This window comes from Pseudomonas sp. 5P_5.1_Bac1 (assembly GCF_025466015.1).
In the GTDB taxonomy this organism is placed as follows: Bacteria; Pseudomonadota; Gammaproteobacteria; order Pseudomonadales; family Pseudomonadaceae; genus Aquipseudomonas.
The window spans coordinates 31,607-43,512 of record NZ_JANLNX010000057.1 but is presented as its reverse complement, the minus strand read 5'-3'; the positions used below and the strand labels follow the sequence as shown (position 1 = coordinate 43,512).

At 65.1% G+C, this 11,906-nt stretch carries 9 protein-coding genes; 4 read left to right on the top strand and 5 right to left on the bottom strand.

Annotation, left to right across the window (positions count from 1 at the left end; genetic code table 11):
• Positions 1–2 precede the first annotated feature (2 nt).
• The 3 genes from NTD82_RS12950 to NTD82_RS12940 all read right to left on the bottom strand — a co-directional run bounded on the left by NTD82_RS12950 (position 3) and on the right by NTD82_RS12940 (position 1,893).
• Entirely contained in the window at positions 3–938 is a 936-nt protein-coding gene (locus NTD82_RS12950) for a rhodanese-related sulfurtransferase (RefSeq protein WP_095155484.1), read from the bottom strand.
• A gap of 115 nt (positions 939–1,053) precedes the next feature.
• On the bottom strand, positions 1,054–1,353 hold the full coding sequence (locus NTD82_RS12945; protein WP_262129009.1) for a BolA family protein: 300 nt from the start codon (positions 1,351–1,353) through the stop codon (positions 1,054–1,056).
• A 12-nt stretch (positions 1,354–1,365) separates the two neighbouring features.
• Complete coding sequence (locus tag NTD82_RS12940; protein ID WP_095155482.1) at positions 1,366–1,893, bottom strand: DUF2059 domain-containing protein; 528 nt, start codon at positions 1,891–1,893, stop codon at positions 1,366–1,368.
• A gap of 160 nt (positions 1,894–2,053) precedes the next feature.
• Here NTD82_RS12940 and NTD82_RS12935 point away from each other — a divergent pair, with 160 nt between their 5' ends.
• On the top strand, positions 2,054–3,448 hold the full coding sequence (locus tag NTD82_RS12935; RefSeq protein WP_262129007.1) for a class II fumarate hydratase: 1,395 nt from the start codon (positions 2,054–2,056) through the stop codon (positions 3,446–3,448).
• Position 3,449: 1 nt separating this feature from the next.
• Here NTD82_RS12935 and NTD82_RS12930 read toward each other — a convergent pair whose 3' ends face one another.
• Together NTD82_RS12930 and pap are read right to left on the bottom strand one after the other, a co-directional pair.
• Complete coding sequence (locus NTD82_RS12930) at positions 3,450–4,406, bottom strand: DMT family transporter (RefSeq protein WP_095155480.1); 957 nt, start codon at positions 4,404–4,406, stop codon at positions 3,450–3,452.
• 154 nt (positions 4,407–4,560) lie between these two features.
• On the bottom strand, positions 4,561–6,054 hold the full coding sequence (pap, locus tag NTD82_RS12925; protein ID WP_262129006.1) for a polyphosphate:AMP phosphotransferase: 1,494 nt from the start codon (positions 6,052–6,054) through the stop codon (positions 4,561–4,563).
• 136 nt (positions 6,055–6,190) lie between these two features.
• On the opposite strand from pap, the gene mnmC reads away from it, so the two are divergent.
• From mnmC to ngg, 3 genes are all read left to right on the top strand, one after another.
• Positions 6,191–8,182 (top strand): bifunctional tRNA (5-methylaminomethyl-2-thiouridine)(34)-methyltransferase MnmD/FAD-dependent 5-carboxymethylaminomethyl-2-thiouridine(34) oxidoreductase MnmC, encoded by a 1,992-nt coding sequence (gene mnmC, locus NTD82_RS12920; RefSeq protein ID WP_262129005.1) that lies wholly within the window; start codon positions 6,191–6,193, stop codon positions 8,180–8,182.
• A 179-nt stretch (positions 8,183–8,361) separates the two neighbouring features.
• Positions 8,362–10,149 carry an N-acetylglutaminylglutamine amidotransferase gene (locus tag NTD82_RS12915; RefSeq protein ID WP_262129004.1) on the top strand — a complete coding sequence of 596 codons (1,788 nt, stop codon included), beginning with the start codon at positions 8,362–8,364 and terminating at the stop codon, positions 10,147–10,149.
• A 3-nt stretch (positions 10,150–10,152) separates the two neighbouring features.
• A complete protein-coding gene (gene ngg / locus NTD82_RS12910; protein ID WP_262129003.1) occupies positions 10,153–11,898 on the top strand; it encodes an N-acetylglutaminylglutamine synthetase in 1,746 nt (581 codons plus the stop codon).
• Positions 11,899–11,906: the final 8 nt, after the last annotated feature.

The window sequence follows — 11,906 nt, the reverse complement described above, 5'->3', positions numbered from 1 at the left end:
AATCACACCTCGGCTTTGCGGTAGTTGAACCCGATCGGGTGCGGCTGGTTGCGGGCCTTGGCCAGTTCGATCTGTTTCTGCCGGTCGATGGCGCTACGGCGCGTCTTCTCGCTCAGGCTGTCCCAGCAATGCGGGCAACTGATACCTGGCGAATAGTGCTCCGAGGCCCGCTCGTCGGCGTTGATCGGGTGGCGGCAGGCGTGGCACTGGTCGTAGTCGCCTTCGCTGAGGTCGTGACGCACGGTGACCCGGTTGTCGAAGACGAAGCAGTCGCCCTGCCACTTGCTCTGCTCCTGAGGCACCTCTTCAAGGTATTTCAGGATCCCGCCTTTAAGATGATAGACCTCTTCGAAACCCTCACCGAGCATATAGCTGGAGGCCTTTTCGCAACGGATGCCACCGGTGCAGAACATGGCGACCTTCTTGTGCCGCGACGGGTCGAAGTTGGCCTTGATGTAGTCGGGGAACTCGCGGAAGGACGTGGTCTTCGGATCGATCGCGCCTTCGAAGGTGCCGATGGCCACTTCGTAATCGTTGCGAGTATCGATCAGCAGGACTTCCGGGTCGCTGATGATGGCGTTCCAGTCCTGGGGCTCGATGTAGGTGCCGACCGCCTTGTTCGGGTCCACACCTGGCACGCCCAGGGTGACGATCTCTTTCTTCAGCTTGACCTTGGTGCGGTAGAACGGCTGTTCGTCGCAGTACGACTCTTTATGGTCGACATCCACCAGGCGCGGGTCATTGCGCAGCCAGGTCAACAGGCCATCTATGCCTTCGCGGGTGGCGGAAACCGTGCCGTTGATGCCTTCTTCGGCCAGCAGCAGGGTGCCTTTGACACCGTTGGCTTCCATGCAGGCGAGCAGCGGCTCGCGCAGCTCGACGTAGTCTTCGAGGGTGACGAACTTGTACAGCGCCGCCACGACAATGGATTGGGTCATGCTTGCAACTCTCCAGTGGTCACCCTCGTAAAGGGCGGACCGGGTCAAAAAATACAAATAAAAACGCGCCGACAAGCGGCGCGGGTGCGGATTCTAGCAAAACCTGAATTTGAAATCAGTGCTTGCTGCCTCCGGCGCAGGTGGGCGAAGCCGGCGCGCTGCCGACTTTTTCCCATTCCTGCGGGGTGTAGGTGTGCAACGCCAGCGCATGGAACTGGCCCATCAGGTCGCCGAGGGTGGCGTAGACCTTCTGGTGCCGCTTGACGCTGTTCAGGCCTTCGAATTGCTCACTGACCAGCACCGCCTTGTAGTGGGTTTCCACGCCACGGCTGTGCATGTGGCTCTCGTCCAGCACCTGCAGGTGCCGGGGGGCCAGTGCTTGCAGGCTCTGCTCGATCTTCTGCTGCATCGACATGAACGGCCCCGCTTACGGCTTCTTGGCTGGAGCGGCGGCTTTGCCGGCGTTCGGGTCGAGTTCCTTGGTCATGTCATCCAGCAGCTTGTTGACCACCGGCACCGCGCTTTCCAGCTTCTGCTGGGTCAATTGGGCCGATTGCTGGGTAACGCGAGGCATGGTTTCCAGGACTTTCTTGCCCAGTGGCGACTGGTAGAAGGCCACCAGGTCTTTCAGTTCGCTCTCGGTGAAGTTGCTGGTGTACAGCTTGATCATGTCTGGCTTGAGCTTGTTCCAGCCGATGGCGTTATCCAGCGCAGCGTTGGCCTTGGCCTGGTAGCTGTCGAGCACGGATTTCTTCGAAGCAGGAGCTTTGGTCTGCTCGAAGCGCTGACCGAACATCTGCTGAACCTGCATGTAGACCGGGGTTCCGAGCTTGTCGGCGTGCGCCAGCACGAGGAATTTCTCGGCATTGGCAGCGTGGCTGGCGGCATCGGCGAAAACCTGGCCGCTGGCGCAAACCAGCGCGACAGCCGTGCAGAGGGCGCGAAGACGGGTCATCGAAATTCCTTAAAGAGTAAGTGAGTGTTTCCAGCGTAGAGCATTCTGCGCCGACGGGAGCCTCTGCTCAATAGTACGAGAGACTATGGAACCGGCCCGCGTCATCAGGGCCTAAACTGCTTTGTCAGACCTTGCATCTTGCATAAGGAGTGGGTAGCGCATGAGCCGTATCGAAACTGACAGCCTCGGACCGGTCGAAGTTCCGGACCACGTTTACTGGGGCGCCCAGACGCAACGTTCCCTGATCAACTTCGCCATCGGCAAGGAACGCATGCCGCTGGCGGTGCTGCACGCCCTGGCGCTGGTTAAAAAAGCGGCGGCGCGGGTCAACGACCGCAATGGCGACCTGCCCGCAGCGATCGCCCGACTGATCGAACAGGCCGCCGACGAAGTGCTCGACGGCCAGCACGATGACCAGTTCCCGCTCGTCGTCTGGCAGACCGGCAGCGGCACCCAGAGCAACATGAACGTCAACGAAGTGATCGCCGGCCGCGCCAACGAACTGGCCGGCAAGGGCCGCGGCGGCAAGGATCCGGTGCACCCCAACGATCACGTCAACCGCTCGCAGAGCTCCAACGACTGTTTCCCCACCGCCATGCACATCGCCGCCGCCCAGGCGGTGCACGCCAATCTGCTGCCGGCGATCGCCGAGCTGTCTGCGGGGCTGGCGGAGCTGTCGGCGCGGCACATGCACCTGGTCAAGACCGGGCGCACCCACATGATGGACGCCACGCCGATCACCTTCGGCCAGGAAGTCTCGGCCTGGGTCGCCCAGCTCGACTACGCCCAGCGGGCCATCCGCGCCACCCTGCCGGCAGTCTGCGAACTGGCCCAGGGCGGCACGGCGGTGGGCACCGGGCTCAACGCACCGCACGGTTTCGCCGAGGCCATCGCCGCCGAGCTGGCAGCGCTGTCCGGGTTGCCATTCGTCACCGCACCGAACAAGTTCGCCGCGCTGGCCGGGCATGAACCGCTGACCAGCCTCGCCGGCGGCCTGAAAACCCTGGCCGTGGCGCTGATGAAGATCGCCAACGACCTGCGCCTGCTCAGTTCCGGCCCCCGCGCCGGCTTTCAGGAGGTGCGCTTGCCGGCCAACGAACCGGGCAGCTCGATCATGCCCGGCAAGGTCAACCCGACCCAGTGCGAGGCGCTGTCGATGCTGGCCTGCCAAGTGCTCGGCAACGACACCGCGATCAGCTTCGCGGCGAGCCAGGGCCATTTGCAGTTGAACGTGTTCAAGCCGGTGATCATTCATAACCTGCTGCAATCCATCGAGCTGCTGGCTGACGGCTGCCGCAACTTCCAGCAGCACTGCGTCGCCGGCATCGAGCCGGACCCGCAACAGATGGCCGCGCACCTGGAGCGCGGGCTGATGCTGGTCACCGCGCTGAACCCGCACATCGGCTACGACAAGGCGGCGGAAATCGCCAAGAAGGCCTACAGCGAAGGCACCACCCTGCGCGAAGCGGCACTCTCGCTGGGTTACCTGACCGACGCCCAGTTCGATGAGTGGGTCCGCCCCGAGCAGATGCTCGAGGCGGGTGGCAAGGGCTGAGTCAACGGGCCAGGCGTGCGCGCCTGGCCCGCCAACCGGCGCTGATCGACGGACCCAGGGCGGTCAGCGCCGACCCCAGTACCACCACCAACGCACCGGCATACCCGAGGCCGTTGATCTGCTCGGCGGTTACATAATCCGGCCACAACCACGCGGCCAGCGCCACGGCAACGAACGTCACCAACGGCGTGAGCGCCAGGGTCGCGCTGACCCGCGAAGCCTCCCAGTGCGCCAGCGCCTCGGCGAACGCGCCGTAGGCAACCAGAGTGTTCAGGCAGCAGGCCAGCAGCAGCCAGCCTTGCAGCGCCGTCAGTTGCAGCACTTCCAGCGGATGCGCCCAAGGCGTCAGCAACAGCGCGCAGCACAGGTAGATCACCATCATCACCTGCATGGAATTCCACACCGTCAGCAATTGCTTCTGGCCGAGGGCGTAGAACACCCAGATCGTCGACGCCAGCAGAATCACCAGCACGCCGGTGGTATAGGCGCTGAGTGAGGTCAGCAATTCCTCCAGCCGCTGGTTGAAGAACAGCCCGAAACCCGCCAGCAACAGGGCCAGACCGACACCCTGCCCGGCACTGAAATGCTCCTTGAACAGAAACACGCTGCCGATCAGCAACAACACCGGCCCCACCTGCACCACCAACTGCGCGGTGCCGGCACTGACCAGCTTCAGACCGATGAGATAAAGCACATAGTTGCCCACCAGGCCGAAGGTGCAGACCGCCACCAACAGCTTGCCGCGTCGCCCCAGCGGCGCGAACGACGGCAGCCGGCGGGTTGCCGCCAGCCACGCGAACAGCAATCCGCCGGAGACCAGCAGGCGATACCAGGTGACGGTGATCGGGTCCATGACCAGCAGGACCTGCTTGAGCTTGACCGGAAGAATGCCCCACAGCAGGGCCGTCAATAGCGCCAGGAACAGACCATAGCCCCAGCGTCCGGAAGAGATATGCATTGATGGCCTCGATAACCCGGGGTGGTGGTTGGGTGTACGGCAACACACTGACAGCTGGACCCGGTGCGGTGCCGGTCCAGAAAGGACATCGCGCCCCTTCAAAAGGCCGGGGCTTCTCGCGGGAGCTGGCCAACCAGCTCCCCCAAGCCGCTATCTATTTCTTGTGTTTGCGAAACGCCGCCTCCAGCGCGTCGTTGATGGTGCGCAGCACTTTCACCCGGGCCCAGCGTTTGTCGTTGGCTTCCACCAGCGTCCAGGCGGCGATTTCGGTGCTGGTGCGGTCGACCATATCGCCCACCGCGTTGGCATACAGGTCCCATTTGTCGCGATTGCGCCAGTCTTCCTCGGTGATCTTGAAGCGCTTGAACGGGATCTGCTCGCGCTCCTGGAAGCGCTCCAGTTGGGTCTGCTGGTCGATGGACAGCCAGAACTTCACCACCACCACGCCGGCATTGCTCAACTGCTCTTCGAAATCGTTGATCTCGCCGTAGGCGCGCATCCAGTCGGCCGGCGTGCAGAAGCCCTCGACCCGCTCCACCAGCACCCGCCCGTACCAGGAACGGTCGAAGACGGTGAATTTGCCGCGTGCCGGGATGTGCCGCCAGAAGCGCCACAGATACGGCTGCGCGCGTTCTTCCTCGGTGGGTGCGGCGATGGGAATGATGCGGTACTGACGCGGGTCCAGCGCCGCGGCCACCCGGCGGATCGCCCCGCCCTTGCCCGCCGCGTCATTGCCTTCGAACACCGCCACCAGCGAATGGTGCTTCATGCGCTTGTCGCGCAGCAGCCCGGCCAGGCGTGCCTGCTCGCTGAGCAGTTGGTCCTGGTAGTCGTTCTTGTCCAGCCGCACGCTCAGGTCGAGGCTGTCCAGCAGGCTGAGCTGGTCGATGCTCTCGCCCAGCGGGGCAATGTGGGTGGGCTGCTTGATCGTGCCTTCGGTCTTGAGGGCGTTTTGCAGACCCTCCAGCAGAATCCGCCCGACCGCCAGGCTGCGGTAATGCGGGTCCGAGCCTTCGATCACATGCCATGGCGCATAGTCGCGGCTGGTGCGACGCAGCACCCGCTCGCCGAAGCGCACGAAGCGGTCGTAGGTTTCCGACTGCTGCCAGTCCAGCGGGCTGATCATCCAGCGGCTGTGCGGGTCAGCCTTGAGCGCCTTGAGCCGCCCCTTCATCTGTTTCTTGGACAGGTGGAACCAGAACTTGAAGATCAGCGCGCCTTCATCGCAGAGCATCTGCTCCAGGCGCTCGGCGCCGCTGATGGCCTGGTCCAGCACCGCGTCCTTGAACTGGCCATGAACCCGCCCCTGCAGCATCTGGCTGTACCAGTTGCCGAAGAACACGCCCATCCGCCCCTTGGCCGGCAGTGCCCGCCAGTAGCGCCAGGCCGGTGGCCGGGCCAGTTCTTCATCGCTCTGCTGGTCGAAGGTGCGCACCTCGATCAGCCGTGGGTCCATCCATTCATTGAGCAGCTTGACCGTCTCGCCCTTGCCAGCGCCCTCGATGCCGTTGATCAGCACGATGACCGGAAAACGTGCCTGCTGCTTGAGTTCGAACTGCGCTTCGAGCAGCGCCTCGCGCAGGGCGGGCACTTCGGCGTCGTAGGTTTCTTTGTCGATCGCGTGACCGATTTCAGCGGATTCAAACATACCAGGCTCCCTTCTTGGATAAGCAAGACTAGCGGATCGCCATCGATTTTGTCGCTGCCGTGCGCGAGCTTGCGCCAGGTCAAACGGCCGCTGGGCGATCAGATAGAATGCGCCATCCGCTGTAGCCGAGCCCGCCATGACCGACACCCCCGCCCCACGCCACGCCCAGATCGACTGGGACGAACAAGGCCGACCGCATTCGCGGCAGTACGACGACATCTATTTCTCCAAGGACCAGAGCCTGGCGGAAACCGAGCACGTGTTCATCGAGCAGAACGACCTGCGCGAACGCCTCAAGGCCCTGGCGCCAGGAAGCCGCCTGACCATCGGCGAAACCGGCTTTGGCACCGGCCTGAATTTCTTCTGCGCCTGGCAGTTGTTCGAGCAACACGCGCCCGCCGATAGCCGCCTGCATTTCATCAGCGCCGAGAAGTTTCCCCTCAGCCGCGACGACCTGCGCCGCGCCCTGGCGCTGTGGCCGGAACTGACGAGCTTCAGCGAGGCGCTGCTGCAGCAATACGTTGCGGTGCACGACGGATACCAGCACTTCCTCTTCGATAACGGCCGGGTCAGCCTGACCCTGATGATCGGTGACGCCAGCGAACAGTTCGCCAAACTGGACGGTCAGGTCGACGCCTGGTTCCTCGATGGCTTCGCCCCGGCGAAAAACCCCGACATGTGGACCCCGGAGCTGTTCGCCCAGGTCGGCCGGCTTTCCGTGCCCGGCACCACGCTGGGCACCTTTACCAGCACCGGCTGGGTGCGCCGGGCGCTGATCGCGGTGGGCTTCAAGATGAAGCGCATTCCCGGCATCGGCAAGAAGTGGGAAGTGCTGCGCGGACGCTTCGAAGGCTGGCCGGAGGATCAGCCCGCCCCGGCTCCCGTGGCGCCCTGGTATCGCCGACCGCCGGCGCTGTCCGGCCCGCAACAGGCGCTGGTGATCGGTGCCGGGCTGGCCGGTTGCGCCAGTGCCGCGAGCCTCGCCGCGCGCGGCTGGCAGGTCGAGTTGCTGGAACGTCACGCCGGCCCGGCGCAGGAAGCCTCGGGCAATCCGCAGGGCGTGCTGTACCTGAAACTGTCGGCCCACGGCACCGTGCTCTCGCAACTGATCGTCAGCGGCTTCGGCCATACCCGGCGTCTGCTGGAGCGCTTGCAGCGCGGCACCGACTGGGACGATTGCGGCGTGCTGCAATTGGCCTTCGACGACAAGGAAGACCAGCGCCAGGCGGTCCTGGCCGGCGCCTTCGACGATGAGCTGCTGCAACGCCTGGACCGCCAGCAAGCCGAGGCCGTGGCCGGCGTGGCGCTGGCCAGCGGCGGGCTGTTCTACCCGGAAGGCGGCTGGGTACATCCGCCGGCACTCTGCCGCTGGCAGTCCGCGCAGCCCAATATCCGCCTGCTGACCCACCATGACGTGCTGCAACTGCGCAAGGTCGATGGCCTCTGGCAAGCCTGGGACGGCGAGCGGCTGCTGGCCTCGGCGCCGGTGGTGGTGCTGGCCGGTGCCGCCGATATCCAGCGCTTCGAAGGCTGCGCCGGCTTGCCGCTCAAGCGCATACGCGGGCAGATCACCCGCCTGCCGGTCACCGCCGCCAGCCAGGCGCTGAACACCGTGGTCTGCGCCGACGGCTATGTCGCGCCGTCGCGGCATGGCGAACATACCCTCGGCGCCAGCTTCGATTTCCACAGCACCGACCTGACCCCGACCGCCGAGGAACATCACAGCAACCTGGAGCTGCTGCGGGAGATCTCCGCCGATCTGGCCGAGCGGCTGGATATCGAACACCAGGACCCGCAGCGACTGGAAGGCCGCGCAGCGTTTCGCTGTACCACCCCGGATTACCTGCCGCTGGTGGGGCCGGTGGCGGATGCGCCGAGGTTCGCCGCGACCTACGCCGCCCTGGCGAAGAACGCCCGGCAGGTTCCCGAGGCGGACTGCCCGTGGCTGGAGGGGCTTTATGTGAACAGCGGACACGGTTCTCGCGGGCTGATTACCGCGCCGTTGTGCGGGGAATTGGTGGCGGCGTGGATCAACGGCGATGCACTGCCGGTGCCGCGGGAACTGGCGGAGGCCTGTCATCCGAATCGGTTCATGTTGCGGGAATTGAAGCGCGGTAGCGCGAGGTAAACGAGCTTCGCGAGCAAGCTCGCGCCTACAGGGGGCGAGGTCGGGTGCAGGCGGAGTTGTCTCGGTCCGGCATTTCCACTTATTCCATATCGATCTAAAACTCCCAGGATTCGCACCGGTCAGTTTCTGAGTGCCCACCTTTCGGGCACCTTCCCCAACGGCAAAACCGGTAAGGACTTATGTGCGGATTAGCTGGAGAGTTTCGTTTCACCCCTGTAGCCACCCCTTCGCGCCCGGCGGACCTCGCCGCGGTTGAACGGATAACCCATCACCTGGCACCCCGCGGCCCCGACGCCTGGGGCTTCCACAGCCAGGGGCCGATCGCCCTGGGCCATCGTCGCCTGAAAATCATGGACCTGTCCGATGGCTCGGCCCAGCCCATGGTCGATGCGCAACTGGGCTTGTCGCTGGCCTTCAACGGTGCCATCTACAACTTCCCGGAACTGCGCAGCGAGCTGGAAAGCCTCGGCTACGTCTTTTATTCCGGCGGCGACACCGAAGTGCTGCTCAAGGGCTATCACGCCTGGGGCGAACAGCTTCTGCCACGGCTGAACGGCATGTTCGCCCTGGCGATCTGGGAGCGCGACCGCCAGCAACTGTTCCTCGCCCGCGACCGCCTCGGCGTCAAGCCGCTGTACCTGTCGCGGACCAACGAACGCCTGCGTTTCGCCTCGACCTTGCCGGCCCTGTTGAAAGGCGGCGATATCGACCCGGTGCTGGACCCGGTAGCGCTCAATCACTACCTGAACTTCCATGCCGTGGTGCCAGCACCACGCACCCTGCTGGCGAATATCGAGAAACTGCCGCCAGCCACCTGGATGCGTATCGACGCCCAGGGCCGCAGCCAGCAGCAACAGTGGTGGAGCCTGCATTACGGCCCCCACACCGATGAACAGGACCTGGGCCTGGAAGACTGGCGCGACCGCGTTCTGGACAGCACCCGCGAGGCGGTGGCGATCCGTCAGCGCGCGGCCGTCGATGTTGGCGTGCTGCTCTCGGGCGGCGTCGATTCCAGTCTGCTCGTGGGCTTGTTGCGCGAGGCCGGGGTCGAAGACCTGTCGACCTTCTCCATCGGCTTCGAAGATGCCGGCGGCGAACGCGGCGACGAATTCCAATACTCCGACCTGATCGCCAAACACTACGGCACCCGTCACCACCAGTTGCGCATCGACGAACGCGAGATCATCACCCAGTTGCCCGCGGCCTTCCGGGCCATGAGCGAGCCGATGGTCAGCCACGACTGCATCGCCTTCTACCTGCTGTCGCGGGAAGTGGCCAAGCACTGCAAGGTGGTGCAGAGCGGCCAGGGCGCCGACGAACTGTTCGCCGGTTATCACTGGTATCCGCAGGTGGATGGCGCGCAGGACCCGCTCGCGGCTTACCGCGCCGCGTTCTTCGACCGCAGCCAGGCCGAGTACCGCGACACCGTGCAATTGCCCTGGCTGCTGGAGCACGACGCCGCCGGTGATTTCGTCCGCGAGCACTTCGCCCAGCCCGGCGCCCGCGAGGCCGTGGACAAGGCGCTGCGCCTGGACAGCACGGTGATGCTGGTAGATGACCCGGTAAAGCGGGTCGACAACATGACCATGGCCTGGGGCCTGGAAGCGCGCACGCCGTTCCTCGATTACCGCCTGGTCGAGCTGTCGGCGCGGATTCCGGCGCGCTTCAAGCTGCCCGACGGCGGCAAGCAAGTGCTCAAGGAAGCTGCGCGGCTGGTCATCCCAAGCGAAGTGATCGACCGCAAGAAAGGCTATTTCCCGGTGCCCGGCCTCAAGCATCTGCAAGGCGCGACCCTCGACTGGGTGCGCGAATTGCTGCTCGACCCTAGCCAGGATCGCGGCCTGTTCAACCCGGCGATGCTGGACCGCCTGCTGAGCGACCCGCATGGCCAGCTCACACCATTGCGCGGTTCGAAACTGTGGCAACTGGCGGCCCTCAACCTGTGGCTCAGCGAACAAGGAATCTGACCGATGAAGCCTCACACTTCCGCCTACGGCCAACGCTTGCTGCGCGGCCAGGTGCCGTCCTATGAACGGCTGCAGGCGCGCCTGGCCGGTGATGGCAACGAACCCAGCGACGAGCCCCGCGCCCTGCATTGCGGCTGGGGCCGGTTGCTGGTCGGCCACACCTATTCCGAGCCGGCCCTGCTGGCCGCCGCGCTGCTCGAAGAACAACCCGGCGAGCGCGATATCGCCCTTTATGTCGCCGCCCCGCAACAAGTGCTGGCCCAGGCGCCGCAGCAACTGTTCCTCGATCCGTCCGACACCCTGCGCCTGTGGTTCAGCGACTACCGCCCGGCGCAGCGGGTGTTCCGTGGTTTCCGCATCCGCCGCGCGCAAAGCGACGAGGACTGGCAGGCGATCAACACGCTGTACCTGACCCGCGGCATGCTGCCGGTGAACACCGCCCTGCTGACCCCGCGTCATCTCGGCGGGCCGGTCTACTGGCTGGCCGAGGACGAAGACAGCGGCGCGGTGATTGGCAGCGTCATGGGCCTGAACCACCACAAGGCCTTCGACGACCCGGAGCTGGGCAGCAGCCTCTGGTGCCTGGCGGTGGACCCGAACACCACCCGGCCAGGTGTCGGCGAGGTGCTGGTGCGCCACCTGATCGAGCACTTCATGAGCCGCGGGCTCAGCCACCTCGACCTCTCGGTGCTGCACGACAACCGCCAGGCCAAGCGCCTCTACGCCAAGCTCGGCTTCCGCAACCTGCCGACCTTCGCGGTCAAGCGCAAGAACGGCATCAACCAGCCGCTGTTCCTCGGGCCCGGTCCCGAAGCCGGACTCAATCCCTACGCGCGGATCATCGTCGAGGAAGCTTATCGCCGCGGCATCGATGTGCAGGTGGATGATGCCGATGCCGGGCTGTTCACCCTGATCCATGGTGGGCGCCGGGTGCGTTGCCGCGAGTCGCTGAGCGACCTGACCAGCGCCGTCAGCATGACCCTCTGTCAGGACAAACACCTGACCCACAAGACCCTCGCAGCCGCCGGCCTGAAGCTGCCGGCCCAGCAACTGGCGGGCAGCGCCGATGACAACCTGGCCTTCCTCGAAGACCACGGCGCGGTGGTGGTCAAGCCGGTGGATGGCGAACAGGGCAACGGCGTTGCCGTCAACCTGAGCAGTCTCGACGAACTCAACCACGCCATCGAACAGGCCCGTCGCTTCGACAGCCGGGTGCTGCTGGAAAGTTTCCACGAAGGGCTCGACCTGCGCATCGTGGTGATCGGTTTCGAAGTGGTGGCTGCGGCGATCCGCCACCCGGCCGAGGTGATCGGCGATGGCCTGCACAGCATCGGCGCGTTGATCGAAGCCCAGAGCCGTCGCCGCCAGGCCGCCACCGCTGGCGAAAGCCGTATCCCGCTGGACGACGAAACCGCGCGCACCCTGCACGCCGCCGGTCTCGACTACCACAGCGTGCTGCCCGCCGGGCAGCGCCTGGCGGTCCGCCGTACCGCCAACCTGCACACCGGCGGCTGCCTCGAAGACGTCACCGCGCAATTGCACCCGACCCTGGTCGACGCCGCGATCCAGGCCGCCCGCGCCCTCGATATCCCGGTGGTCGGGCTGGACCTGATGGTCCGCGCCGCCGATCAGCCGGAGTACGTGTTCATCGAAGCCAATGAACGCGTTGGCCTCGCCAACCACGAACCTCAACCCACTGCCGAACGTTTCGTCGACCTGCTGTTTCCCCACAGCCGGCCCACGCCATGAACCAAGGA